The sequence below is a fragment of the Dactylosporangium sp. CA-052675 genome (assembly GCF_050947935.1).
Taxonomy (GTDB): Bacteria; Actinomycetota; Actinomycetes; order Mycobacteriales; family Micromonosporaceae; genus Dactylosporangium.
Map to the genome: position 1 here is coordinate 3,885,213 of NZ_CP192010.1, position 24,931 is coordinate 3,910,143.

The window sequence follows — 24,931 nt, forward strand, 5'->3', positions numbered from 1 at the left end:
CATGCTGGAGAGGACCCCGGGTCACGGCCTGCTCGCCGGGCGCACGGTGCTCGTCACCGCCGCCGCCGGCACGGGCATCGGGTTCGCGACCGCCGAGCGCTGCCTGGAGGAGGGCGCCACCGTCGTGATCAGCGACCGGCACGAGCGCCGTCTCGCCGAGACCGCCGAGCGCCTCGGCGTGCTCGCGGTGCCGTGCGACGTCACCGACGAGGCCCAGGTCCAGCGGCTCTTCGACACCGTGACCGAGCGGCTCGGCGGGCTGGACGTGCTCGTGAACAACGCCGGGCTCGGCGGCACCGCGAACATCGTGGACATGACCGACGAGCAGTGGTCCACGGTCCTCGACGTGACGCTCACCGGCACCTTCCGCTGCACCCGGGCGGCGCTGCGGCACATGATGCCCCGCGGCCGGGGCGTGGTGGTCAACAACGCCTCGGTCATCGGCTGGCGGGCGCAGGAGGGGCAGGCGCACTACGCCGCGGCCAAGGCCGGGGTCATGGCGCTCACCCGCGTGTCCGCCGTCGAGGCGGCCCGGGCCGGGGTGCGGGTCAACGCGGTGGCGCCCAGCCTCGCGATGCACCCGCACCTGGCCAAGGTCACCACCGAGGAGCTGCTGGCGGAGCTGTCCCGGCGCGAGGCGTTCGGGCGGCCGGCCGAGCCGTGGGAGGTGGCGAACGTGATCGTCTTCCTGGCCAGTGACTACAGCACGTACATGACCGGCGAGGTCGTGTCGGTCAGCAGTCAGCATCCGTAGGGGGAGTGTCATGGTCGACGACAGTGCCGCCGGACGCATCGGCGAGCCGTTCACCCTCGACGTCGAGCGGGGCAAGATCCGCGAGTTCGCCCGGGCCACCCACTCGGCCAACCCGGCCTACCTGGACACCGAGGACCCCGTCGTGCCGGCGACGTTCCTCACCACCGCGTTCTTCTGGCAGTCCGGCGCCGCCGACCCGTGGGAGGCGGTGGCGATGGACCAGCACAAGGGGCTGCACGCCGAGCAGGAGTTCGTGTTCCACGGCCCGCCGCCGCGCGCCGGGGCCCGGCTCACCGGGGTGTCCCGGATCGAGTCGGTGACCCGCAAGGAGGGCCGCTCCGGGCCGCTCGCGTTCGCCGTCATGGTGACCGAGTTCCGCGACGAGACCGGCCGGCTCGTCGCCACGGCGAAGCTGACGGGGGTGGAGGCCGGGTGAGCGGCACGGAGCGAAGCGGAGTGGCCGCTCACGGGCAAGCGCAGGGTTCGGCGCCGGAGCCGGAGCGAGGCGGAGGCGGTGGCACCGCCTTGGTCGTCGGGCCGCTGACGCGCACGGACCTGGTGAGGTACCAGGGGGCGTCGGGCGACTTCAACCCGATCCACCACGACGAGATCTTCGCCCGCGAGTCCGGCCTGCCGGCCCCGCTCTCGCTGGGCATGCTGCAGGCCGGGTTCCTGGCCACCTGGGCCACCGACGCGTTCGGCGCCGAGAACGTCCGCGCGTTCCGGGTCCGTTTCGCCGCCCGGGTCTTCCCCGGCGACACGGTCACCTGCGACGGCACCGTCACCGCCCGCCGCCCCGGCGAGCTCGACGTCGAGATGACCTGCACCAAACAGGACGGCACCGTCGCCGTGTACGGCTGGGCGACCTTCGCGACCGAAGAGGACGAATGATCACCTCGACTGTGGACGACCGCGGCATCGCCGAGATCGTCATGGACAACCCGCCCGTGAACGCGCTGCCGGTCAAGGGCTGGTTCGACCTCGCCGCCGCGCTGGACGCGGCCGGGGCCGACCCGGCGGTGCGGGCGGTGGTGCTGCGGGCCGAGGGCCGCGGCTTCAACGCCGGCGTCGACATCAAGGAGCTGCAGGCCGCCAAGGACTTCGGCGCGCTCGTCGGGGTGAACAAGGGCTGCGCGGCCGCGTTCGCCGCCGTCTACGACTGCCCCGTGCCCGTCGTCGCGGCCGTGCAGGGCTTCTGCCTCGGCGGCGGCATCGGGCTGTGCGGCAACGCGGACATCATCGTCGCGGCCGAGGACGCGACCTTCGGGCTGCCCGAGGTCGACCGGGGCGCGCTCGGCGCCGCGACCCACCTGTCGCGGCTGGTGCCCCAGCACAGGATGCGCGCGATGATGTACACCTCGGCCACCGCGACCGCCGCCGAGCTGCACGCGTTCGGGTCGGTGCTGCGGGTCGTGCCGCGCGAGGAGCTGCGGGCGGCGGCGTTCGAGGTCGCGGCGAACATCGCGGCCAAGGACCCCAACGTCATCCGGGCCGCCAAGGAGTCGCTCAACGGGATCGACCCCTGGGATCCGAAGCGCAGCTACCGGTACGAGCAGGGCTTCACCTTCGAGCTGAACCTCACGGGCGTCGCCGACCGCGTGCGGGACGAGTTCGGCCGATGAGCGTGGACCTTGCCGACACGCCCGCCGAGGCCGCGTTCCGGGCCGAGGCCCGCGACTGGCTGCGGGCGAACGTGCCCGCCGAGCCGTTGCCGTCCGGCGACACCCGCGAGGGCTTCGCCGCGCACCTGGACTGGGAGCGGCGGCTGTTCGACGCGCGCTGGGCGGTGGTGTCGTGGCCGTCCGCGTACGGCGGCCGGGACGCGTCGCTGTGGGAGTGGCTGATCTTCGAGGAGGAGTACTACGCCGCCGGGGCCCCGCAGCGGGTCACCCAGAACGGCATCTTCCTGCTCGCCCCGACCCTGTTCGAGTTCGGCACCGACGAGCAGCGCGACACCCTGCTGCCGCGGATGGCCGCGGCCCGGGATCTGTGGTGCCAGGGCTGGTCCGAGCCCGGCGCCGGCAGCGACCTCGCCGCGATCACCAGCCGTGCGGTGCGGGCCGAGGGCGGCTGGCGGCTGAACGGGCAGAAGACGTGGACGACCCGGGGCGCGTTCTGCACCCACCTGTTCGGGCTCTTCCGCACCGACCCGGACGCGCCCCGCCACCGCGGCCTCACGTACTTCCTCGTCCCCCTCGACACCGAGGGCGTGACCGTGCGCGGCTTCGGCCGCCTCGACGGCGACGAGGGCTTCGCCGAGGTCTTCTTCGACGACGTCTTCGTCCCCGACACGGCCGTCCTCGGCGGCCTGCACCAGGGCTGGAAGGTGGCGATGGCGACCACCGGCTCCGAGCGCGGCCTGACCCTGCGCTCCCCGGGCCGGTTCCTGCACGCCGCCGAGCGCCTCATCGCGCTCGCGATCGCCCACCGGGACCGGCTGCGGCCGGCGACCCGGGAGCGGGTCACCCGGGCCTGGCTGCGCGCCCGCGCGTACCGCCACTTCACCCTGCACCAGGTCACCGGCCTGGTCGAGGGCCGCCCGCCCGGCGCCCGCTCGAGTCTCAACAAGCTCTACTGGTCGCAGCTGGACATCGACCTGCACGAGGTGGCGCTGGAGCTGCTGGGCGCGCAGGCGCTGCTCGACGGCCCGTGGACGCGCGGCTACCAGTTCTCCCTCGCCGGCCCCATCTACGCGGGGACGAACGAGATCCAGCGCAACATCGTCGCCGAGCGGGTGCTCGGCCTACCCCGATAGGTCCGCCGATGCGTTTCGCCCCAACTGACGAGCAACTCGCCTTCGCCGACGCGGTCCGGGCGCCCCTGGCGGCCGGCGACTGGGATGCCCTCGCCGCGATGGACGTCTTCGCCGACCTCGGGCTCACGCCGACCGACTTCGTGGGGGTGCTGGAGGCGGCCGGGTACGCGGCGATCGACGAGCCCTTCTCCGCCACCGCGTTCGTCGCGGGGCCGCTGCTGACCGCGCTCGGCGATCCGCGGGGCACCGACGGCTCCCGCGTCGCCCTGGCCGGGCCGGGCGGGCTGACCCCGTTCGGCGCCAAGGCCGACTGGATCCTGCACCTCGACGCCGGCGTGGCCCGCATCGGCGCCGCGGCCGGAGCCCCGGCGTCCACCGTGGACCCGTTCCTCGCCGCGACCGTCTCCACCGGCGCCGACGTCCTCACGGACGACCCGGCCCTGGTGCGCCCGGCGCGGCTGCGGGCCGGGCTGGCGCTGGCCGCCGAGCTCGTCGGGCTCGGGCGGCGGATGCTCGACCTCACCGTCGCCTACGTCAAGCAGCGCCAGCAGTTCGGCGCGCCCGTCGGCAGCTTCCAGGCCGTCAAGCACCACCTCGCCGATGCCCTGCTCGGCCTCGAGTTCGCCGCGCCCGAGGTGCTCGCCGCCGCCTGGGCCGTGGAGCACGACGAGGACGCCGAGCGGGCCGTGGACGCCGCGGTCGTGCTCGCCGCCGAGGCCGCCCACGAGGCCGGGCGCGCCGCGATCCAGTGCCATGGCGCGATCGGCTACACGGTGGAGTACGAGCTGCACCGGTACGTCAAACGGGCCTGGGCCCTGGAATCCCTGGCGGAGACCGGTGCCCGGCTGGACCGCATCGCCGCATCCCTCGCTCTCCCGGAGGCAACCTCATGAGTGACGACGTCGTCCTCTACCGCACCGAAGGCCCGGTCGCCGTCGTGACGATGCACCGGCCGCAGTACCGCAACGCCCAGAACTCCCGGATGACCTACGCGCTCGACGACGCCTTCGGCCGGGCGGCCGCCGACGACGACGTCAAGGTGATCGTGCTGGCCGGCGCGGGCGAGCACTTCTCCGCCGGCCACGACATCGGCACCCCCGGCCGCGACATCGACCAGAGCTTCGAGCGCCGCGCCGGGCTGTGGTGGGACCACGTCGGCAAGGAGGGCGCCGAGAGCCGCTTCGCCCGCGAGTCCGAGGTCTACCTGGGCATGTGCCGGCGCTGGCGGGAGCTGCCGAAGCCGACGATCGCCATGGTGCAGGGCGCCTGCATCGCCGGCGGGCTTATGCTCGCCTGGTGCTGCGACCTCATCGTCGCCGCCGACGACGCGTTCTTCGCCGACCCGGTGGTGCGGATGGGCATCCCCGGCGTCGAGTACTTCGCGCACCCGTGGGTCATGGGCCCCCGCTACGCCAAGGAGTTCCTGTTCCTCGGCGAGCGCGTGCCGGCCGAGCGGGCCCTGGCGCTGGGCATGGTGAACCGGGTCGTGCCGCGGGCCGACCTGCAGACCTCCACGATGGACATCGCGACCCGGATCGCGGCCATGCCGCGGCTGGGGCTGGCGCTGACGAAGAAGGCGGTCAACCAGGCCGAGGACCTGATGGGCCTGCGGGCCGGGATGGACTCGGTCTTCGGCCTGCACCACGTGGCCCACGCGCACAACGCGGAGGTGGGCAAGGACGCCCTGGCCGGGCACGACGCGCGCTCGATGCGTTCCTCATGAGCGCCCAGCGGTACTGCGGCAGCGTCGCCCTCGTCACCGGCGCCGCCTCCGGCATCGGGGCGGCCACCGTCCGCCGGCTGCTGCGCGAGGGCGCCCGGGTCGCGGCCCTGGACGTGGCGCCCATGGAGGAGTCGGGCGACGACGTGCTGGCGCTGCGGTGCGACGTGCGCGACGAGGCCGAGGTCGCCGCGGCCGTGGCGCGGGCCGCGGACTGGGGCGGCCGGCTCGACCTGGTGGCCAACGTCGCCGGGGTGGCGTCCTACCAGCACACCTCGGACGTGACGCTCGCGGAGTGGGAGCGCATCATCGGCATCAACCTCACCGGCACGTTCCTGGTGGCGCGGGCCGCGCTGGAGCCGCTCGTGGCCGCCCGCGGGGCGATCGTGAACGTGGCCTCCCTCGCCGGGGTGCGCGGATGGCGGTACAGCGCCGCCTACTCGGCCGCGAAGGGCGGCGTGGTCGCGCTGACCCGCTCGCTGGCCGTGGAGCTGGCGCCCTCGGGGGTGCGGGTCACGTGCGTGTGCCCCGGCTCCGTGGACACGCCGCTGCGGGCCGGGCTGGCGCCGGTGCCGGATCCGCATCCCCGGCTCGCGGGCATCGGCGGGGCGCTGGTCGACCCGCCCGTGGCCGATCCGGCCGAGGTCGCGGCGGCCATCGCATACCTGGGCTCGGCCGAGGCCCGCTTCGCCGCCGGTGCGGTGCTGCGCCTGGACGGAGGAGCGGGTGTCTGAGTTCCCGGCGTCCAAAGTGGACGCGTACTACGCCGACGGCTCCTGGAGCGCCGACACGATCGCGGACTACGTGGCCCGCAACGACCCCTCCGGCATCGCGTTCCACGCGCCCGAGGGGACGTTCACCTGGCGGGAGTACGACGAGCTGTCCTCGCGCCTGGCCATGTCCTACGTGGAGCAGGGCTTCGCGCCGGGGGACCGGCTCGCGGTGCTGCTGACCGGCGGCGCGCTGACCCACATCGCGTACCTGGCCGCGCAGAAGGCCGGCCTGGTCACGGTCGGCATCGGCCCGCGGGCCGGCGACGCCGAGATCGCGCACCTGCTGCGCAAGACCGGCGCCGCCCTGGCCACCCGGGCCGAGCACCGGGGCCGCCCGGGCACCGCCATCGCCGCCGCCTGCGGCGCGCACCGCCACGTGCTGCTGGACCTCGAGACCCTGCCCGCGCGCGGGCTCGCCGAGGCGCGGATGGGCGCGGACGACCTGTTCTTCCTCAACTCCACCTCGGGCACGACCGGCCTGCCGAAGGTGGTGCGCCAGACGCTGAACACTCGCAAGTACTTCGGCCCCCTGGCCCACGCCGCCGGCCGCTTCGGCCCGGACGAGGTCGTCGCGAGCGTGCTGCCCGCCCCCTACGGCTTCGGCCTGTGGAGCGCGCACGTCGTCCCGGCGATGTACGGCTACCCGGCCGTCCTCACCGCCGAGTTCGACGCGGCCGAGACCCTGCGCCTGATCGAGCGGCACCGGGTGACCGTGCTGTGCGCGGTGACGGCCCAGTTCATCATGCTGCTCAACAGCCCCGGCTTCGCCTCGGCCGACCTGTCCTCGCTGCGCGTCATGTTCACCGGCGGGGAGCGGGTGCCGCCGGCCCGGGCGCGCGAGTTCGAGGAGCGCACGGGCTGCACGGTGCTGCAGTTCTACGGCTCGAACGAGGCCGGCCCGATCTCGGTGACCACGGTGGACGACCCGCCGCAGCGCCGCCTGACGACCGCGGGGCGCCCGATCCCGGCGATGCGGCTGCGCCTGCTCGACGACGGCCAGATCTCCGTGGACGGCCCCGGCTGCAGCCCCGGCTACCTCGACGACGACGCGGCCAATGCGGCCCTCTTCCGCCCCGACGGCCGGCTGCTGACCGGTGACGTCGGCGCGGTCGACGCGGACGGGTACCTCGCGATCACCGGCCGCATCGCCGACTTCATCATCCGCGGCGGGCACAACGTCAGCGCCCTCGTGGTGGAGGAGGCCGTCGCCGGGCACCCGGCGGTGGCGGCGGTCGCGGTCGTCGCCGCGCCCGACCCGGTGCTCGGCGAGCGGGCGTGCGCCTACGTGGTGACCCGCGCCCCGCTCACGCTGGCCGACCTGCGCACCCACCTCGACGCGGGCGGGGTCGGCAAGCAGAACTGGCCCGAGCACCTGGTCGAGCTGCCGGTGCTGCCGCTCGGCACCGGCGGCAAGGTGGACAAGGCCGCCCTGCGCGCCGATGCCGCGCGGCGCTTCGCCCAGGCCTGACCGGTCCGAACGGGCCGGCCGGCGACGCGCCGACCGGCCCGCGGGCCGCTGTGTCGCGAACCGCCGCCGGGAAAGCCGCGGCGAGCCGCACGCCTGCCGGGCGACCCGCGCGGCGCACCGGCGGCCCGTTCCCGGCCGGGTTCTACGGCGCCATGCTGATCAGGGTCTGGGCCACCTGGCCGTCGCCGATCTCGCGGCCGTCCACCGTGGCCACGACGTCGAAGAGGTACCGCCGGCCGCGCACCTCGGCCAGCACCGCGGTCACGGTCACGGTCTGGCCGATGCCGGCCGGGCCCGAGTGCCGCACGCCGATCCAGGTGCCCAGCGACGCCGTCGCCGGGGCGAAGTCGGCGCGCAGGATGTCGGCCGCGGTGTCCTCCATGAACGCGATCATCGACGGCGTGCTCAGCACCGGCTCGGCGCCCGCCACGTGGTCCGTCGTCGCGCCCTTCGTCACCGGAAACAGCCGGGTGTACGCCGCGCCCGGGGCCAGGCCCGTGCGCAGCAGCGCGTGCGGCCTTGCGGTGCGGGCCGGGCCGCGGCGGATGCGCACGTCGGCGACGATCCGGCCGGCGGCCGCGATGCGGAGGGTGACCGTGTTCGTGCCGCGCGCCGCGACGTGCGCCCGCAGCGGGCCGGTGAGCGGGTCACCGTGCCAGATCAGCTGCTCCACGTGGCATTGCTCCGGCAGCGGTACCGGCGGCAGCCCCGCCGTCACCGTCAGGTCCAGGGGTTCGCCGATCGGCGCCAGCCAGATGTCGTCCACGCACGCACTCCCGCCTTGACACGGTCTCTCCGACCGACACAGAATGGCACAACCAAGCGCTTGTTTGGTAGATGCGAGAGGGGTCGGCTCGTGCACTTTCCACCCGGAACGGCTCCCGCCGCCGGCAGCGTTCACGAACGGTATGTCGCGGACCGGCTCGCCGACGTCGGCCGCTGGGGCGACGAGACCCTGCCCGGCGTCGTGCGCCGGCACGCGGCCGAGGACCCGGACGGGCTCGCGTTCATCGCCGGCGAGGACCGCATGACCTGGCGCGAGTTCGACGCGTGGTCGACGGCCTTCGCGCACCGGCTGGTCGCGGCGGGGCTGGAGCCGGGGGCGCGGGCCGGGGTGCTGCTGCCCGACGGGGTCGAGGTGCACGTGGTGTACCTGGCCGCGATGAAGGCCGGGGTGATCGTGGTCGCGATCGGGCCGCGGGCGGCGCGGCTGGAGGTGCGGCACCTGCTCACCGTGGGCGGCGCGACGGCCCTGGTGAGTTTCGCGGAGCACCGCGGCGAGCCGGTCGCCGGCATCGTGGAAGGGCTCGGCATCGACACGCACCTGGTGATCGGCGACCTGTCGGCGCCCGTCGAGCCGTCCGGCCCGCTGGAGGGCCGGGAGCTCGGGCTCGGGGACATCCACCTGCTCAACTCGACGTCCGGGACGACCGGGATGCCGAAGTGCGTGGTGCACAACCAGAACCGCTGGTTCTACTACCACGAGCTCGCGGTCGAGTGCGGCGACCTGCGCACCGACGACGTGTTCCTGACGCTCATCCCGGCGCCCTACGGCTTCGCGCAGTGGACGGCCAACTTCACCCCGACGCTGCTGGGCGCCCCGACGGTCGTGATGCCCCGGTTCAGCGCCGACGAGGCCCTGCGGCTCATCGAGCGCGAGCGGGTGACCGTGGTCTGCTGCGTCAGCACCCAGTTCATCATGATGCTCAACTCGCCGGTGCTGGAGGAGGTCGACCTGTCGTCGCTGCGGTGCATGTTCACCGGCGGCGAGGCGGTGCCGTTCGAGCGGGCGGCGGAGTTCGAGCGGCGCACCGGCGCCCGGGTGCTGCAGTTCTTCGGCTCCAACGAGACCGGCGCGCTGTCGCGCACCTCCGTCACCGACACCGTCGATCAGCGGCTGCGCACCGCCGGGAAGGTCATCGACGAGATGCGGGTCCGGCTCTTCGCCGAGGACGGCACCGACGTCACCGCCGCGGGCGGCCCGGGCCAGGCGGCGTGCGCGGGCCCGGCGACCTGCCTCGGGTACTTCGCCGACCCCGAGGCCAACGAGAAGCTCTTCACCGCGGACGGCTGGATGCTGACCGGCGACATCTGCACCATCGACGCCGACGGGTACCTGCGGGTGGTCGACCGCAAGTCCGACTTCATCATCCGCGGCGGCAAGAACATCTCCGCCGCCGCCGTCGAGGACCAGGTCGGCACCCATCCCGCGGTGGCGATGGTGGCCGCGGTCGCGGTGCCCGACCCGACCTTCGGCGAGCGCGTGTGCGCGTTCGTCGTGCTGCGCGAGGCCGCGACCCTGGACCTCGACGCCCTGCGCGCCCACCTGGACGCCCGCGGCGTGTCCCGCGAGAACTGGCCCGAGCGCCTCGAGATCGTCGAGGACCTGCCGCGCGGCTCCGGCGGCAAGGTGGCCAAGGCCCAGCTGCGCGCCCGGCTCCGTGGAGCGCAGCCGGCCGCGTAGCGTCGCGGCTCCGCCGGCAGCGTGGCGAAGGCCCAGCTGCGCGCCCGGCTCCGTGGAGCGCAGCCGGCCGCGTAGCGTCGCGGCTCGCCGGCGGCGTGGCGAAGGCGCAGCGGCGCGGCCGGCTCCGCCGAGCGCGGCCGGCCGCGTAATGTCGCGGCTCCGGCGGCAGGATGGCGAAGGCGCAGCGGCGCGCCTGCCCCCGCGGACCGCAACCGGCCGCGTAGCGTCAGCCGCCGCGCCCACGGCGGAGGGTGAGGCCACGGGAGTAACGGTCCGCACCACGACGGACGTCGCGGTAGCTCGCTGCTGCTGTTGCTTTTCGCTGTCAGCTCGAACGGGCCTGGAGCGCCTCGAGGGCCTTGTCGGCGTGGACGTCCATGCGGATCTCGCTCTTGACGACGGCGAGCACGCGGCGGTCGGTGTCGATGACGAACGTCGCGCGTTTCGTCGGGATCAGGCCGCCGCCCAGCCCGCGCTTCACGCCGAACTGCTCGCGGACGGTGCCCACCGGGTCGGACAGCAGCGGGTAGCCGAGGCTGTGCCTGCTGGCGAACTCGGCCTGCTTCGCGACCTCGTCGCCGCTGATGCCGACCGGCTGCCCGCCGGCCTCGCGCAGCTCGCCGGCCATGTCGCGGAAGTGGCAGGCCTCGCGGGTGCAGCCGGCGGTGAGCGCGGCCGGGTAGAAGAACAGCACGACCGGGCCACCCTCCAGCAGCGTGCTGAGCCTGCGCGGGGTGCCGGTCTCATCGGGCAGTTCGAAGTCCTCGACCACGTCGCCGACCTGCATTGGGGCTCCTTCCCGGGAACGTCTCGCAACCAATCCTGCCCCGTGCGCGGGCATCGGCGAAGACCGGGGTGACGCCTAGGATGACGCCGTGACGATCACACTCGACGCGGTGCGCGCGGCGCTGCTGGAGGCCTGCCCCGGCCTCGGGATCGGCGACATCCGGCCGCTGGACGCCGGGCACACCAGCCGCCAGTGGGTCGCCGACACCGACGAGGGCCCGCTGCTGGCCAAGACCCCGATCCGCAACCCCGACCCCGCCCACCTGCGCCGCCTCATCGCCGCGACCCGCCGAGCCGCCGACGGGGGCGTCCCGGTGGTCCGGTTCCGGGCCCTGCTGCCACACTCGGCGGACGTGGGCGGCCCGCTGCTCGTGCAGGAGTACCAGGACGGCACGCCCGCCGACGGCGCCTGGGACACCATGGACCCCGCGGCCCGCCTGACGTTCGCCGCCGACCTGGGCACCGTGGTCGGCCGCATCCACGCCTGCACCGGCCCCTGGTTCGGCGACGTGCTGGGCCGCTCCCAGCACCCGGACGCGCGCACGTTCCTGCACACTCGGGTCGGCCAGCAGCTGTCCAAGGCCCCGGGCGTCCTGCCGCCGGAGCTGATCGACCGCGCGGGCGAGGCCCTGCACCGGGCCATCGACGACGTACCACCGGATGCCCCGCCGTCCCTGATCCACGGCGACCTGTGGCGCCCGAACCTGCTGCTGCGAGCCGGCCGCATCACGTGCGTTCTCGACTTCGAGCACGGGCGCTGGGCCGACCGGTTCCTCGATTTCGGCAAACTGGACGAGCACATCTTCGGGGCCTGGCCGCAGGGCCGCGACGCGTTCCTGGCCGCGTACGACGCCGTGCTCCCGCTCCCGGACGACTGGCAGTCTCGAATCCGCCTCGGCAATGCGATCCACGCCTTGTCGACGGCGGTATATTTCGCGCGCTGGAATCCGCAGTTCGTACCGGAGTACGTTGCGTCACTGTCCGCGTGGCTGCACGGCGAGGACTCGTAGGTCGCCGCCGGTCCTTCGGCGGGTCCGCGGCGGCCGGGACGCGCGCCGCCGGACAGCGGGGCACACTTCCGCACGCGTGACCTCGACCGCGACGCGCCGCGGATGATTCTTCTTCGCAGGTTGATAGTTGGGCCGGACGGGGGCTCGGCCGGGGTGATCGCCGCCGGCGTAGGCGCCGGTGATTCGAGTGAGACCGCCGGCGCGTCAGTCGGCCTGGACCAACGCGCGCAGGCGGGTGCGCTGGATCTGGCCGGTCGCCGGGGTTCTCGGGATGGCGTCCACGACGCAGACCCGGCGCGGCTGCTTGAACGACGCCAGGCGGCCGGCCACGTGCGCGCGTACCTCGGCGACCGTGGGCGGCTCGGCGCCGGGCGGCACGACGAGCACCGCGCAGACCACCTCACCCCAGCGCGGGTCGGGAACGCCGACGACGGCCAGGTCCAGCGCGCCCGGCAGATCGCGCAGGGCGTGCTCGACCTCGGCCGGGCCGACCGACTCGCCGCCGGTTCGGATCACCTCGCGGGTGCGGCCGGTGAGGTAGAGGTAGCCGTCCGCGTCGAGGCGGCCGACGTCGCCGGAGCGGTACACGCCGCCGTCGAGGGGCTCGGCGCCCAGGTAGCCGTTCATCAGCGCCGGGCCGCTCGTGCACACCTCGGCGTCGGCGTCCAGCCACAGGGCGTTCGGCGTGGCGGGTCGCCCGACGCTGCCGGGGTGGGTCGCGAGCTCCCAGTCGTGCAGGGCGGCCATGCGGCCGGCCTCCGTCGAACCGTACAGGATCGTGGTCGTCGTGCCCGGCAGCCGCGACTTGATGCGCTCGACGAGGTCGGCGGCGACGGCCGACGTGCCGGTGTCGGCGTGCAGCAGCGAGCGCAGGTCGGCGTGGCGGTGCTCGGGGTCGAGCAGGCGCTCCCACACGGCGGGGATGCAGTACAGCGCGGAGGGCCGGCGGCGCTCCACGACGTCGATCATGTCCGCGGCGTCGGCCCGGCGGACCAGGTGCACGGCGGTGCGGTGCTGCCACGCCTCCATGACGTAGTGCCAGCCGCCGTAGTGGTACAGCGGGAAGGTGCACACCACGCCGCCGTCGCCGCGCAGGCCGCTGGTGAACGTGCCGCCGCCCGCGGCCGCGCGCAGCCAGCTCGCCCGGTGGCTGACCAGGGCGCCCTTCGGGGTGCCGGTGCTGCCGCTGGTGAGGTACAGGATGTGCGGCTCGCGGTCGTCGACGGGCACCCGCTCGAACCCGGGGGCGCCGCCGTCCAGGGTGGACGGTGGCAGGACGGATGCGGAAAAGTCCACATCGGACAGCACGATCTTCGGGTCCACGTAGGAGCGGATGCGGTCGCGCTCCTCGCCGGGCAGGGCCGGGTTCACGGGCGCGAACAGCGCGCCGAGCCGGGCGCACGCGACGAACACCTCGACCGAGCGCAGCGTCGGCGTCACGCACCACAGCACCGTGTCGCCCCGGCCCACGCCGAGCCCGGCCAGCGCGTTGGCGGTGCGGTCGGCCCGCGCGTCGAGCTCGCGGAACGTCAGCTGCTCGGGCCCGAGGGTGGCGGCGAGCCGGTCCGGCACGGTGAGCGCGGCCGTGGTCACGATGTCGCCGATGAGCAGGCTCACGCGCGGGTCTCCCAGTCGAAGAGGTCCACCTGGGCCGGGCCGGGCAACGGTCGTTCCCCGAAGCCGGCGGCCGTGGTCGCGATGGCGGCGATGGGCAGGCTCACGCGCGGGTCTCCCAGTCGAAGAGGTCCACCTGGGCCGGGCCGAGCGCGGCATACTTCGACTTGTACCGCGTGATCTCCAGCGCCTCCGGCAACGCCTCGACCCCGTCCAGCCGATGGCTGATCAGCCCCTGCACGTCCACGTCGCCGCGGTGCACCAGGCGCAGCGCGTGCTCGAAGACGCTGCTGCCGGGCGCGTAGCCACCGGCACCGGAGCGCGGGTGCAGCACCGACACCGACCGCTCGCGCAGCAGGGCGAGCGGGGCCGGGGCGTGGTTTGGCAGTACCGACACCATGACGATGGTGCCACCGCGCCGGACGCACCGGGCCGCCTGCTCGAACTCGCCCGCGCACTCGAAGACGACGTCGGCGCCGATGCCCTCGGTGGCCTCCAGGACCCGGGCGACCACGTCCTCGCGGGTGGCGTCGACGACCAGGTCGGCCCCGGCGCGCTCGGCGAGCGCGCGCTTGGCCTCGCTGCGGCCGGTCGCGATGACCAGGCCCGCGTTGCCGCGCCGCGCGACCTGGGTGTGCAGCACGCCCATGACCCCGGCGCCGATCGCGAGCACGGTGTCGCCGGGCCGGACCGCGGCGATCGCGTGCCCGTGGATCGCGCCCGCCAGGGGCTGCACGGCCGCGGCGTGGGCGGCGGGGACGCCGTCGGGAACGCGTACGACCGTCCGGGCCGGGACGAGCACCCGCTCGGCGAACGCGCCCGGGCCCGTGAAGCCGAGCACGCCGGGGGAGGGGCACGCGTCCGGCCGGTTGCGGCGGCACGCGGCGCACCGGCCGCAGGTGGCGGTCTCCACGGCCGTGACCCGGTCGCCGACGGCCAGGTCAGCCGGGGCGCCGGGGCCGCCGGTGGTTGCCGGGCCGGCCGGTGCGCCGGGGCCGACGGCGCTGATCACGCCGGCGAACTCGTGGCCGCCGAAGCGGGTCGGGCCGGCCGCGAGGCGCTCGGCGAGGACGGTGTGCATGGCGATCGGCTCCCCGGCCAGCAGCATGCACTCGGTGACGCTCGGCTGGACGCAGGCCACGTCGATGACGACCTCGCCCGGGCCGGGCACGGGGTCGGGGACGTCCTCGACGGCCACGTCGCCGAAGCCGCGCATTACCAGTGCCCGCATTCCGCGACCTCCCTTGACGCTTGAATCAGATTTTGTATTCAATATTCAAACCGCGTCAAGGCCCGGCCGGTCGGACCGAGGCTCGGAGCACGGGGTCAAGGCTCGACGGGCCCGGGTCAAGGCCCGGGAAACGGGGTCGAGACCCCGGGGAACGGCCGTATCGAGGTCCGCAGAACAGTGCAGGAGGCGCGCGTGGAGCGTGAGGTGCTCGTAACCGGCACCGGCGGCCAGGGCATTCAGCTGCTGGCCAAGACCCTGGCCCTCGCCGCCACCCGCGAGGGCCGGTACGCGATGCTGGCCGCGGACTACGGCGGCGAGATGCGCGGCGGCCCGTCGAAGGCCGGCGTGGTCATCGGCGACGCCCCGCTCAAGGCCCTGCCCATCCTGCCGTCGGCCTGGTCGGCGATCTTCGCCCATCATCGCCACAGCGAGGGCGTCGAGGAGCGGCTGCGCACGGGCGCGCTGGTCCTGGCGAACACCCCGCTGGTCGACCCGGAGGCGTTCCGCGACGACCTGCGGGTGTTCGCGATCGACGCCGGGGCCGTCGCCAAGAGCGTCGAGGCGCCGAACGCGTCCGGGTTCGTGCTGCTGGGCGCGTACAACACCCTGACCGGCATGGTCGGCGCCGGTGCACTCGTCTCGGCGATGGAGGAACTGCTGCCGCCGTACCGCCGCCAGCACGCCGCCGCCAACGCCCGCGCGCTCGAAGCGGGCGCCCGAGCCCCGGAGGGGGCTGCCGTATGACGCTGGAACTGCTGGAGGGCTCCGCGGCCATCGCCGAGGCCGCCATCGCCGCCGGGTGCCGGTTCTTCGCCGGCTACCCCATGTCGCCCTTCACCGGCCTGCTGGAGCAGATGTCCCGGCGCCTGCCCGCGGCCGGGGGCGTGTGCCTCAACGCCGAGAGCGAGATCGAGGGCGTCAACATGACCCTCGGTGCCGCCGCGGCCGGGGCACGGGCCGCCACCGGCTCCTGCGGGCAGGGCATCGCGCTCATGCAGGAGGCGATCGCCGAGGCCGCGCTCAACGAGACCCCGTTCGTCGTGTTCAACATGGCGCGCAACCAGCAGGACTACTTCCAGGCCACCCGGGGCGGCGGCTGGGGCGACTATCGCACGATCACCCTGGCGCCCAAGGACATCCCCGAGGCCGTCGAGCACACCCAGCTGCTGTTCCACCTGGCCGACAAGCACAGGGCGCCGGTCGTCCTGTACGGAGACCCCCTCATCGCCCAGACGCGCGTCGGCGTCGAGGTCGGGCGCCGGGACTTCGGCGAGCTGCCCCCGAAGGACTGGGCGCTGGACGGCACCGGCGGCGGCACCGGGCACAGCCGGCAGGTGTGGACGTGGGCGATGGGCAAGGCGACCGCGCCCGGGCTCGGCCCCGACGGGCACTGGCGGGCCATCGCCGAGAAGTTCGACCGCATCGACGCCCTCGAGGCGCGCCATGAGCAGGCGGACTGCGACGGCGCCGAGACCGTCGTGGTCGCGTTCGGCTCGGCGGCCAAGTTCGTCGAGCACGTCGTGGGGGAGCTGCGCTCGGAGGGGTACGACATCGGGTGGTTCCGCCCGATCAGCCTATGGCCCTTCCCCGGCGACGCGCTCGCCGCGGCGACCCGGACCGCGCGCAACGTCCTCGTGTTCGAGCTCAACGGCGGGCAGATGGTCGACGACGTGCGCATCCACGCCCACGACCGCCGGGCCGTGCGGTTCATCGGGGGCGTGAGCATCGCCGAGTCGGGGCTGTCGTACGGCCCGCTGCTGGACGCCCCCGTGCTCAAGCGCCGCATCCTGGAGGCACTGTGACCATCGACACCACCCAGCCGCCCAGCCGCGGCGCCAAGCAGGTCGCCGACTTCAAGCCCAGCCTCATCCTCGGCGAGCACTCGCTCTGCCCGGGCTGCGGCGAGCCCGTCGCCCTGCGCATCCTGCTGGAGGTCCTGCAGGAGCTCGACATCGTGCAGAGGACGATCGGCGTCGTCGGCCACGGCTGCTACGGCAGCTTCGTGCGCATCATGGACGTCGACGTGCTGCAGTGCCTGCACGGCCGCGCCCCCGCCTGCGCCACCGGCATCAAGCGGGTGCGCCCCGGCGTCGCGGTGTTCACGCTGCAGGGCGACGGCGACATGGCCAACGAGGGCCTGCAGGAGGTCCTGCACGCGGCCGCCCGGGGCGAGAACATCACCTGCGTCATGCTCAACAACGGCGTGTTCGGCGACACCGGCGGCCAGCAGACCGCGACCACGGTGCTCGGCCAGCGCACCAAGACCAGCATCGACGGCCGCGACCCGGAGGCCCACGGCTACCCCATCCCGGTCGCGGACCTGGTCGCGGGGCTGCGCGGCGTCGGCTACGTGGCCCGGGGTGCGGTCTCCACGGCCGGAGCGGTACTGCAGACGAAGCGCATGATCAGACGGGCCTTCGAGACCCAGCTGGCCGGCGGCGGCTTCTCGCTCGTGGAGATCCTCACGATGTGCCCGACCGGCTGGTTCGTGCCCACCGCCGAGGGGCCCACGTATCAGCAGGGCACGATGGAGCAGACCTATCCCCTCGGTGAAATCATCAAGCCGTGAAACTCGAACGGGCCAACACCAGCGAGGCCGTCGCCGCCTACGTGCTCGGCCGCCTCTTCGCCGGCGAGCTGACCAGCGGCCAGCGGCTCGACCTCGACGCCATCGCCGAGGAGCTGGGCGTGAGCCGCGTGCCGGTCCGGGAGGGGCTCATCCAGCTGGAGCGCGACGGGCTCGTCGAGCGCGCCCACTACAAGCGGGCGTTCGTCGCCGAGTTCGACGACTCGACGGTCCGGGAGGCCTTCGAGCTGTACGGCATGCTGAGCGCCCTGACCAACCGGCGGGTGGCCCGCCGGGGCGACCCGGGCGTGCTGGAGGCGCTCGCCAAGCTCGACGAGGCCCTGGCCGACTGCGACGAGCCGGACGCGTTCGAGGCCCTGGCCCGCGAGTTCCGCCGCGTCGTCAACGTCGCCGGCGCCGGCAACCACCTGCGGGCGCTGCTGCGCTCGTTCTCCGGGCTCGTGCCGGTCGCGGCCCGCTTCGCCATCGACGACGCCCTCGCCGATGAGCGGGCCGCCCTGCACGCCGAGTTCGTCGCGCTGCGCGCCGGCGACCCGGCCGCGGCGGGGGAGGCGGCCCTGGCCCACATCCGGCTCACCGCCGCCAACGCGGTCGCCGCCCTGCGCCGCCGGGGTGTGTTCGGCGCACCCGGCACGTCAGACACGTCAGAAGAGGGCTGGGACGACGTCGCCAGCGTGGTCGAAGGGAGCCAAGCGTGAGCCGGACCACTCGCGGCACGCTCGTCATCGCCGCCGACAAGTGCAAGGGCTGCGAGCTGTGCGTGGCCGCCTGCCCCCCGCAGGTGCTCGCCATGTCGGCCGAGGTCAACGAGCTGGGGTACCGTTTCCCCGTCCTGCACGATGGGTGCACCGGCTGCACGGCCTGCCAGGTCGTGTGCCCGGACTACGTGTTCTCGGTCTACCGGTACACGAGCCCTTGATCGACCGGGCCGCCGTCTACCATGTCGGGGACCGAGTCCGAGCAGGTGTACGAGCGGCAAGAGGGACATGAGCGACGAACTGATCGACCGTCTCGCCCGGGCGGGTGTGGTGGATGTGCTCACCGACGACGCCCACCGCTCCGCGTACGCCAGCGACGCCTCGCTGTACCGGGTCGTGCCGCGCGCGGTCGTGCGGCCCCGCGGCGACGAGGACGTCGCGGCGACGCTCGACGTGTGCCGGGCGCTCGGGGTGCCGATCACCGCCCGCGGCGCGGGTACCTCCGTGGCCGGCAACGCGATCGGCCGCGGCGTCGTGCTCGACTTCAGCCGCCACATGGACAAGGTCCTGGAGGTGGACCCGGGCACCCGCACCGCCCGGGTGCAGGCCGGCGCCGTGCACGCCACCCTGCAGGCCGCCGCCCGCCCGCACGCCCTGCGCTTCGGCCCCGATCCCTCGACGCACACGCGGTGCACGATCGGCGGGATGATCGGGAACAACTCGTGCGGGTCGCGCACCCTCGGCTACGGCCGGACCTCGGACAACGTCGTCGGGCTGGACGCGCTCACGATCGACGGCGAGCGGTTCTCCACCGGGCGCGACGAGCGCGGACGGCCCACCCTGGAGGGGGCCAAGGCGATCGCGGACACCCTCCAGGCCGTCGTCGGCGCCCACCTGGCCGTCGCCCGCACCGAGTTCGCGACGTTCCCCCGGCAGGTCTCCGGCTACGCCGTCGAGCACCTGCTGCCCGAGCGCGGCCTGGACCTGACCGGCCTGCTCGTCGGCAGCGAGGGCACCCTCGCGGTGGTGACCGAGGCGACGGTACGGCTGGTGGTCGACCCGAAGCACCGCCTGCTGGTCGTGCTCGGGTACCCGGACTTCGGCACCGCCGGCGACGTGGTGCCCACGATCCTCGGCTTCGAGCCGACCGCCTGCGAGGGCATCGACTCGCGCATCGTCGAGGTCGTGCGAAGCCGGCGCGGCCCCGACGCGGTGCCGCCGCTGCCGGGCGGCACCGCATGGCTCTTCGTCGAGATCGCCGGCGACGACCTCGACGAGTGCCGCGAGCGCGCCGGGCGCCTCGCCGCGCAGGCCGGGGCCGTCGACGCGCTCGTGGTCGAGGACACCGCGAAGGCCGCACCGCTCTGGCGCATCCGCGAGGACGGTGCCGGGCTGGCCGGGCGGGCGCCGTCCGGGCTGCCCGCGCACGCCGGCTGGGAGGACGCGGCCGTCCCGCCCGCCCGCATCGGCGACTACCTGCGCGACTTCGACGCGCTCGTCGAGCGGCACGGGCTCAGCGCGATGCCGTACGGCCACCTGGGCGACGGCTGCGTCCACGTCCGGCTCGACTACCCGCTGGACCGGCCGGGCGGCACCGCGAAGTTCCGCGCGTTCCTCGAGGACGCGGCGGACCTCGTGGTCGGCTACGGCGGCTCGCTGTCCGGCGAGCACGGCGACGGCCGGGCCCGCAGCGAGCTGCTGCCGCGCATGTACTCCGCCGAGGCGATGGAGCTCTTCCGGGCCGTCAAGCACGCCTTCGACCCCGGCAACCTGCTCAACCCGGGCGTGCTCGTCGACCCCGACCCGGTCGACGCCGACGTGCGGGTGGCCGCGGGCCGCCCGGTCAAGCAGCCGCTCGCGTTCGGCTACCACGCCGACCACGGCGACTTCAACCAGGCCGTGCACCGCTGCACCGGCGTGGGCAAGTGCCGCGCCGACACCACCGTGCTCGGCGGCGTCATGTGCCCGTCGTTCCTGGCCACCCGCAACGAGAAGGACTCGACCCGCGGCCGGGCCCGCGTACTGCAGGAGATGCTCGACGGCGACCTCGCCCCCGACTGGCGCGCGCCCGCCCTGCACGACGCCCTCGACCTGTGCCTGTCCTGCAAGGGCTGCGCGTCGGACTGCCCGACCGGCATCGACATGGCCGCCTACAAGGCCGAGGTCCTGCACCAGGGCTACAAGGGCCGGGTCCGCCCGCGCTCGCACTACTCGCTGGGCCGGCTGCCGATGTGGTCGCGGCTCGCGTCCCGGCTGCCCCGCGTGGCCAACGCGCTCACCTCGGCGCCCGGCCTGCGCAACCTCGCGCTCTTCACCGCGGGCGTGGACTCGCGCCGCTCGATCCCGAAGTTCGCCCCCAAGACGTTCCGCCGCTGGTTCCGGGGCCGCGCGGTCGCCCCGGGCACGCCCGTGCTGCTGTTCGTGGACAGCTTCACCGACCACTTCGCCCCCGGCATCGCCCAGGCCGCCGTCGAGGTGTTCACCGCGGCCGGCTACGCGCCCGAGCTGACCAGCGAGTCCGCGTGCTGCGGCCTGACCTGGATCAGCACCGGCCAGCTGGACGCGGCCAAGCGCATCCTCGGCTCGACCGTGCGCACGCTCACCGACGCCGTCGAGCGCGGCGTGCCGATCGTCGGCCTCGAGCCCTCCTGCACCGGCGTGCTGCGCGGCGACCTGGTCGAGCTGCTCGACACCGATGCCGCCCGCAAGGTCAGCGCCGCCACGGTCACCGTCGCCGAGCTGCTGGCCCGCACGCCGGGCTGGACCCCGCCGTCGCTGGAGGGGGTCACGGTCGTGGCCCAGCCGCACTGCCACCACCACGCGGTCATGGGCTGGGAGGCCGACGCGAAGCTGCTCAAGCAGACCGGCGCGACGGTCCGGCGGCTCGGCGGCTGCTGCGGTCTGGCCGGCAACTTCGGCGTCGAGCGCGGCCACTACGAGGTGTCCGTCGCCGTCGCCGAGCAGCAGCTCCTGCCCGCGCTGGAGCAGGCCGGGCCGGACGACGTCTTCCTCGCCGACGGGTTCTCCTGCCGCACCCAGGCCGCCGACCTCGCCGGCCGGCCGGGCCGGCATCTCGTGGAGCTGCTCGCCGACGCGCTGCGCCGGAAGGCTTGACAGCCCGGCAAGTCCACTACCTGCTCGTTCGCGGTGCCCGCGGGCTCGGTGACCGCCCCTCGTCGGCCGCAACGGCGCCGGCAAGACGACCCTGCTGCGCGCGGCGGCCGGCCTGCTGCACCCGGACCGGGGCGCCGTCACCATCCCCGCCGGTGCGCGGATCGGGTTCCTCGCGCAGGACGCGCCGCTGTACCGGCAGCTGACCGTCGCCGAGACGCTGCGCCTCGGGGCGCGGCTCAACCCGGCGTGGGACGCGCCGTTCGCCGAGTCGTGCGCGGCCGGCATTCCCGCCTCCGCGCGCGTCGGCCGGCCGGCCCCGGGGCTGCGGGCCCGGCTCGGGCTCGCCATGGCCCTCGGCAAGCGCCCGGACCCGCTGCTGCTCGACGGGGCCGCACCGCAATCCGCCGAGCACTCCGCTGAACGTCCTGACTGAGCCGCCGGGCCGGCGGCCTGCGAGGATCCGGGCATGGCGAACGTCTGGTCCGGGGTCACGATCGACTGTCTCGATCCCGTGCGGGTGGCGCGGTTCTGGAGCGCGCTGCTCGGCCGCGAGCCCGGCCCCGCGCAGGACGGCTGGGTGTACCTCGGCGAGCGTGGCGACCCCCAGCCGCGGCTGGTGTTCCAGCCGGTGCCCGAGCCGGCGCGGGGCAAGGTGCGCATCCACCTCGACATCGCCTGCGACGACATCGAGGCCGGGATGGCGCAGGTCACCGCGCTCGGCGGGCGGTTCACGGGCGAGCGGCACGACTACGACGCCGGGGTGGTCGTCGTCATGGCCGATCCCGAGGGGCACGAGTTCTGCCTGGTGCAGTACTACGCCTGACCGGCGGCCCGCGTGGAGTGCGCGCCGCCGGTCCGCCGTCAGCCCTTCACGCCCGAGGCGGCCACGCCCCGCACGAAGAAGCGCTGGAACACGATGAAGACGATGGCGACCGGGACGATGGTCAGGATCGAGCCGGCCATCATCACCGGATAGTCGAAGCTCTGCCCGCCCGCCCCGCCGCGGCCCAGCGTCGACAGGCCGAACGGCAGCGTCCACAGCGACGGGCTGGCCCGCACCACGATCAGCGGCAGCAGGAACTCGTTCCACACGCCCTGGAACGACAGGATCGTCAGGGTCAGCAGCGCCGGGCGGGCCAGCGGCAGCACGATGTGCCAGTAGGCGCCGAAGATCGAGGCGCCGTCGATGCGGGCCGCCTCCTCCAGCTCGCGCGGCAGCTCGACGAAGAACTGGCGCATGAGGAAGATGCCCATGGCGTCCACGGCCAGGGGCAGGATCAGCCCGGTGTACGAGTTGAGCAGCGTCAGCTCCTTGAGCACCAGGAACCGGGGCACCGTGAGCACGATCGGCGGCACCGCGAGGACCGACACGACGCCGGCGAAGACGATCCCGCGCCCGCGCCACTCCAGCCGGGCGAGCGCGTAGCCGGCCAGCGAGTCCAGGAACACGCGCAGCAGCGTGGCCACGACCGTGACGAGCAGCGAGTTGAACGTCCACAGGGGAAAGTCGCTGTGCACGAGCACGTCGGTCCACGCCCGCAGGTCGGGGCTGGCCGGCCAGGGGGTGACCGGGTGGGCCGCGACCTCGGGGCGGGACTTGAACGAGGTGGCCAGCGACAGCACGAACGGGTAGATGAAGATGATCGCGAACAGGGTCAGCAGGGCTCGGCGGATCATCAGCGCTCCCGGCGCAGGACCAGCCGCTGCAGGCCGGTGAAGATGAGGATGATGACGAACACGATGAAGGCGATCGCGGCCGCCCGGCCCATCGCGGAGTTCTGGAAGCCCTCGCGGTAGACGAGGTACGCCGGCGTCAGGGTGGTCTTCTGGGGGCCGCCGGAGGTCATGGCGTACACCTGGTCGAACACCTGCCACGTGCCGATCAGCCCCAGCGTGATCACGAGGAAGAGCGTGGGCTTGAGCATCGGCAGCGTCACGCGCCAGAACAGCTGGAACCGGGAGGCCCCGTCGACCTCGGCGGCCTCCTCGACCTCGACCGGGATGTTCTGCAGCCCGGCCAGGAACATGAGCATGAAGGTGCCGGTCGTCGTCCACGTCGCCAGGATCATGATGGAGCTCAGCGCCACGCTCGGTCCGGACAGCCAGTCCCACCACGACAGGTCGAGGAACTCGTGCCGCAGCGGGCCGGGCGGCGAGCCGACGCCGGCGGCGCGCAGCAGCAGGTGGATGAGCCCGTCGGAGTCGTCGAGCCAGACCAGCCCGACCTTGCCCGGCAGCAGCGCGGACAGCACCGTGTTGACCACGCCGTTCGGGCTGAACAGGAACACGAAGATGAACGCGACCGCGATCGAGCTGGTGACGGACGGGAAGTAGAACGCGGCCCGGAAGAACGTGCGGCCCCTGAGCAGCTTGGCGTTGACGATGACGGCCAGCACCAGCGCCAGGAGCGTCTGCGCGGGCACCACGCCGAGCACGTAGTACACGTTGTTGCGCAGGCTCTTGGCGAAGTCGCCGCGCACGACGCCCGTGTGGGTGAGCAGGTCCTGGTAGTTGTCGGTCCCGGCCGGGCTCGAGGCGGACAGCGGGGCCAGGCCGCTCCAGTCGCGGAAGCTCACCCAGAGGGCCAGCAGGATCGGCGCGACCATGAACACGCCGAGCAGGACGAGCGCGGGCGACACGAACAGCCAGCCGGCCAGCCCCTGCCGCCCGCGGATCCCGCCCCGGCCGCGCTCGCGCGCGACCGGGGCGGCAGGTTCCACACGCATCAGCCCAGCACCGATCCGCCGGCCTTCTGGGTGCTGGAGACCACGTCGTCGACGGACTTGTTGCCCTTCGCCAGGCCCTGGATGCCGTCGTTGAAGGTGTCGATGACGGTGCTGAAGCCGGGCACGAACACCGACTTCTTCGCGTAGTCGCCGCCGGCCACGAACGCCTTGAGCTCGGGCTTGTCCGTCAGCCACTTGTCGGCCAGGGACTTGCGCGACGGCATCACCGGGAACTCCTTGGTGATGGTGAGCTGCTCGTCGGGCGAGGTCAGGAACTTCACGAGGTCGACCGCGGCGGCCTTGCTCTTGGACGCCTTGGCCACGCCGTAGCAGACCGAGAACGACATGGTGCCCTTGCCCTTGGGGCCCGCGGGCAGCTCGGCGACGCCGTACTTGATGTTCGGGAAGTCGTTCTTCATCGCCCCGACGATCCAGTTGCCCTCGACGGTCATCGAGGTCAGGCCCTTGCCGAAGGCCTCGCCGCCCCAGCCGGCGCCGACCGCCGCGGGGGTGCCGAACGAGCCCGCCTTGTGGTTGTCGGTGAGGTACTGCAGCGCGTCACGCATCGGCTGCGTATCCATCGTCATCTTCGTGACGCCGTCGTCGGTCGGCCACGCCCCGGCCTGGGCGAAGAACGCGCCCCACCGGTAGAACTCCGGCGCCAGGACCAGGCCGGGGTGCCCGGGCTTGGTGAGCGCCTTCGCGGTCGTGGCCAGCTCCTCCCACGTCGTGGGCGGCTTGAGCCCCGCGGCCTCGAAGTCGGCGGTGTTGTAGACCAGCTGCAGGGTCGAGAAGTCCTTGGGCGCGCAGTAGTACGTGCCCTGGTAGGTGAACGACTGCTTCAGCGTGTCGTAGAAGTCGCCGGGGTTGTCGACCTGGTCGCCGGTGGGCTCCAGGGCGCCGCTCTTGCCGAGGTCCGGCAGCTTGTTGTCGTTGAGGTAGAACACGTCCGGCGGCTGGCCACCGGCGAGGGCGGTGGTGAGCGCGGTGTCGTACTCCGGCAGCACCTTCAGGTCGACGGTGTTGCGGCCCTGCTTGTTGTAGTCGTCGATGGCCTTGCGCAGCACGGCGTCCTCGGCCGGCGACGACGAGAACGCGAACATGGTGAGCTTCGCGCCGGTCGTGTCGCCCTGCTTGCCGCTGCCGTCGTCACCGCAGGCGGCGGTGGCCGACAGCACGCCGGCGAGCACTAAGGCGAGGGCGGGTCTCATGATTCTCATCGGTTGCTCCT

26 protein-coding genes are annotated in these 24,931 nt (G+C 73.8%); 19 read left to right on the plus strand and 7 right to left on the minus strand.

The window, feature by feature from the left end; all coding sequences use genetic code 11:
- Position 1 precedes the first annotated feature (1 nt).
- From ACQP1P_RS17740 to ACQP1P_RS17780, 9 genes are all read left to right on the plus strand, one after another.
- Positions 2-754: an SDR family oxidoreductase gene (locus ACQP1P_RS17740; RefSeq protein WP_433087772.1), complete on the plus strand. Its 753-nt coding sequence runs from the start codon at positions 2-4 to the stop codon at positions 752-754.
- Positions 755-764: 10 nt separating this feature from the next.
- On the plus strand, positions 765-1,190 hold the full coding sequence (locus ACQP1P_RS17745) for an FAS1-like dehydratase domain-containing protein (protein ID WP_433087773.1): 426 nt from the start codon (positions 765-767) through the stop codon (positions 1,188-1,190).
- Positions 1,191-1,312: 122 nt separating this feature from the next.
- Entirely contained in the window at positions 1,313-1,645 is a 333-nt protein-coding gene (locus ACQP1P_RS17750; protein WP_433087774.1) for a MaoC family dehydratase, read from the plus strand.
- The gene (locus ACQP1P_RS17755) at positions 1,642-2,376 is read left to right on the plus strand and encodes an enoyl-CoA hydratase family protein (protein ID WP_433087775.1); all 735 of its coding nucleotides are present in this window, start codon (positions 1,642-1,644) and stop codon (positions 2,374-2,376) included. Before ACQP1P_RS17750 ends, ACQP1P_RS17755 begins: the two co-directional genes overlap by 4 nt.
- Complete coding sequence (locus ACQP1P_RS17760; protein ID WP_433087776.1) at positions 2,373-3,509, plus strand: acyl-CoA dehydrogenase family protein; 1,137 nt, start codon at positions 2,373-2,375, stop codon at positions 3,507-3,509. The genes ACQP1P_RS17755 and ACQP1P_RS17760 overlap by 4 nt, the downstream gene beginning before the upstream one ends.
- Positions 3,510-3,517: 8 nt before the next feature.
- On the plus strand, positions 3,518-4,402 hold the full coding sequence (locus ACQP1P_RS17765; RefSeq protein ID WP_433087777.1) for an acyl-CoA dehydrogenase family protein: 885 nt from the start codon (positions 3,518-3,520) through the stop codon (positions 4,400-4,402).
- Positions 4,399-5,232 (plus strand): enoyl-CoA hydratase, encoded by an 834-nt coding sequence (locus tag ACQP1P_RS17770; protein WP_433087778.1) that lies wholly within the window; start codon positions 4,399-4,401, stop codon positions 5,230-5,232. Before ACQP1P_RS17765 ends, ACQP1P_RS17770 begins: the two co-directional genes overlap by 4 nt.
- On the plus strand, positions 5,229-5,963 hold the full coding sequence (locus ACQP1P_RS17775) for an SDR family NAD(P)-dependent oxidoreductase (protein ID WP_433087779.1): 735 nt from the start codon (positions 5,229-5,231) through the stop codon (positions 5,961-5,963). The genes ACQP1P_RS17770 and ACQP1P_RS17775 overlap by 4 nt, the downstream gene beginning before the upstream one ends.
- Positions 5,956-7,470 carry a class I adenylate-forming enzyme family protein gene (locus ACQP1P_RS17780; RefSeq protein WP_433087780.1) on the plus strand — a complete coding sequence of 505 codons (1,515 nt, stop codon included), beginning with the start codon at positions 5,956-5,958 and terminating at the stop codon, positions 7,468-7,470. Before ACQP1P_RS17775 ends, ACQP1P_RS17780 begins: the two co-directional genes overlap by 8 nt.
- A 142-nt stretch (positions 7,471-7,612) precedes the next feature.
- On the opposite strand, the gene ACQP1P_RS17785 is transcribed toward ACQP1P_RS17780, so the two are convergent.
- Complete coding sequence (locus ACQP1P_RS17785; protein ID WP_433087781.1) at positions 7,613-8,236, minus strand: thioesterase family protein; 624 nt, start codon at positions 8,234-8,236, stop codon at positions 7,613-7,615.
- Positions 8,237-8,326: 90 nt separating this feature from the next.
- Between ACQP1P_RS17785 and ACQP1P_RS17790 the strand changes: the two genes are divergently transcribed.
- Positions 8,327-9,934: a class I adenylate-forming enzyme family protein gene (locus ACQP1P_RS17790; RefSeq protein WP_433087782.1), complete on the plus strand. Its 1,608-nt coding sequence runs from the start codon at positions 8,327-8,329 to the stop codon at positions 9,932-9,934.
- Positions 9,935-10,259: 325 nt separating this feature from the next.
- Here the strand turns inward: ACQP1P_RS17790 and ACQP1P_RS17795 are convergent, their stop codons facing one another.
- A complete protein-coding gene (locus ACQP1P_RS17795; RefSeq protein WP_433087783.1) occupies positions 10,260-10,721 on the minus strand; it encodes a peroxiredoxin in 462 nt (153 codons plus the stop codon).
- An 88-nt stretch (positions 10,722-10,809) separates the two neighbouring features.
- On the opposite strand from ACQP1P_RS17795, the gene ACQP1P_RS17800 reads away from it, so the two are divergent.
- On the plus strand, positions 10,810-11,730 hold the full coding sequence (locus ACQP1P_RS17800) for a phosphotransferase family protein (protein WP_433087784.1): 921 nt from the start codon (positions 10,810-10,812) through the stop codon (positions 11,728-11,730).
- Between the two features lie 204 nt (positions 11,731-11,934).
- On the opposite strand, the gene ACQP1P_RS17805 is transcribed toward ACQP1P_RS17800, so the two are convergent.
- Together ACQP1P_RS17805 and ACQP1P_RS17810 are read right to left on the minus strand one after the other, a co-directional pair.
- Positions 11,935-13,347, minus strand: a complete 1,413-nt coding sequence (locus ACQP1P_RS17805; protein WP_433087785.1) for a class I adenylate-forming enzyme family protein — start codon at positions 13,345-13,347, stop codon at positions 11,935-11,937.
- A 100-nt stretch (positions 13,348-13,447) separates the two neighbouring features.
- On the minus strand, positions 13,448-14,575 hold the full coding sequence (locus tag ACQP1P_RS17810) for a zinc-dependent alcohol dehydrogenase (protein ID WP_433087786.1): 1,128 nt from the start codon (positions 14,573-14,575) through the stop codon (positions 13,448-13,450).
- A gap of 192 nt (positions 14,576-14,767) precedes the next feature.
- Here ACQP1P_RS17810 and ACQP1P_RS17815 point away from each other — a divergent pair, with 192 nt between their 5' ends.
- From ACQP1P_RS17815 to ACQP1P_RS17850, 8 genes are all read left to right on the plus strand, one after another.
- Positions 14,768-15,319, plus strand: coding sequence for a 2-oxoacid:acceptor oxidoreductase family protein (locus ACQP1P_RS17815; RefSeq protein ID WP_433087787.1), 552 nt, complete (start codon positions 14,768-14,770; stop codon positions 15,317-15,319).
- Positions 15,316-16,377: a hypothetical protein gene (locus ACQP1P_RS17820; RefSeq protein ID WP_433087788.1), complete on the plus strand. Its 1,062-nt coding sequence runs from the start codon at positions 15,316-15,318 to the stop codon at positions 16,375-16,377. The genes ACQP1P_RS17815 and ACQP1P_RS17820 overlap by 4 nt, the downstream gene beginning before the upstream one ends.
- On the plus strand, positions 16,374-17,144 hold the full coding sequence (locus ACQP1P_RS17825) for a thiamine pyrophosphate-dependent enzyme (protein WP_433087789.1): 771 nt from the start codon (positions 16,374-16,376) through the stop codon (positions 17,142-17,144). Before ACQP1P_RS17820 ends, ACQP1P_RS17825 begins: the two co-directional genes overlap by 4 nt.
- Positions 17,141-17,860: a GntR family transcriptional regulator gene (locus ACQP1P_RS17830; protein WP_433087790.1), complete on the plus strand. Its 720-nt coding sequence runs from the start codon at positions 17,141-17,143 to the stop codon at positions 17,858-17,860. Before ACQP1P_RS17825 ends, ACQP1P_RS17830 begins: the two co-directional genes overlap by 4 nt.
- Positions 17,857-18,081 carry a 4Fe-4S dicluster domain-containing protein gene (locus ACQP1P_RS17835; RefSeq protein ID WP_350614400.1) on the plus strand — a complete coding sequence of 75 codons (225 nt, stop codon included), beginning with the start codon at positions 17,857-17,859 and terminating at the stop codon, positions 18,079-18,081. Before ACQP1P_RS17830 ends, ACQP1P_RS17835 begins: the two co-directional genes overlap by 4 nt.
- Before the next feature lie 67 nt (positions 18,082-18,148).
- The gene (locus ACQP1P_RS17840; RefSeq protein WP_433087791.1) at positions 18,149-20,974 is read left to right on the plus strand and encodes an FAD-binding and (Fe-S)-binding domain-containing protein; all 2,826 of its coding nucleotides are present in this window, start codon (positions 18,149-18,151) and stop codon (positions 20,972-20,974) included.
- A gap of 115 nt (positions 20,975-21,089) precedes the next feature.
- Complete coding sequence (locus tag ACQP1P_RS17845) at positions 21,090-21,407, plus strand: hypothetical protein (RefSeq protein ID WP_433090041.1); 318 nt, start codon at positions 21,090-21,092, stop codon at positions 21,405-21,407.
- A gap of 33 nt (positions 21,408-21,440) precedes the next feature.
- Positions 21,441-21,797 carry a VOC family protein gene (locus ACQP1P_RS17850; protein ID WP_433087792.1) on the plus strand — a complete coding sequence of 119 codons (357 nt, stop codon included), beginning with the start codon at positions 21,441-21,443 and terminating at the stop codon, positions 21,795-21,797.
- A gap of 38 nt (positions 21,798-21,835) precedes the next feature.
- Here the strand turns inward: ACQP1P_RS17850 and ACQP1P_RS17855 are convergent, their stop codons facing one another.
- Genes ACQP1P_RS17855 through ACQP1P_RS17865 form a run of 3 tightly spaced genes read right to left on the minus strand, consistent with a single transcriptional unit; the run spans position 21,836 to position 24,920 of the window.
- Positions 21,836-22,651, minus strand: coding sequence for a carbohydrate ABC transporter permease (locus tag ACQP1P_RS17855; protein WP_433087793.1), 816 nt, complete (start codon positions 22,649-22,651; stop codon positions 21,836-21,838).
- Entirely contained in the window at positions 22,651-23,700 is a 1,050-nt protein-coding gene (locus ACQP1P_RS17860) for a carbohydrate ABC transporter permease (RefSeq protein ID WP_433087794.1), read from the minus strand. The genes ACQP1P_RS17855 and ACQP1P_RS17860 overlap by 1 nt, the downstream gene beginning before the upstream one ends.
- On the minus strand, positions 23,700-24,920 hold the full coding sequence (locus ACQP1P_RS17865; RefSeq protein WP_433087795.1) for a sugar ABC transporter substrate-binding protein: 1,221 nt from the start codon (positions 24,918-24,920) through the stop codon (positions 23,700-23,702). Before ACQP1P_RS17865 ends, ACQP1P_RS17860 begins: the two co-directional genes overlap by 1 nt.
- Between the last annotated feature and the right edge of the window lie 11 nt (positions 24,921-24,931).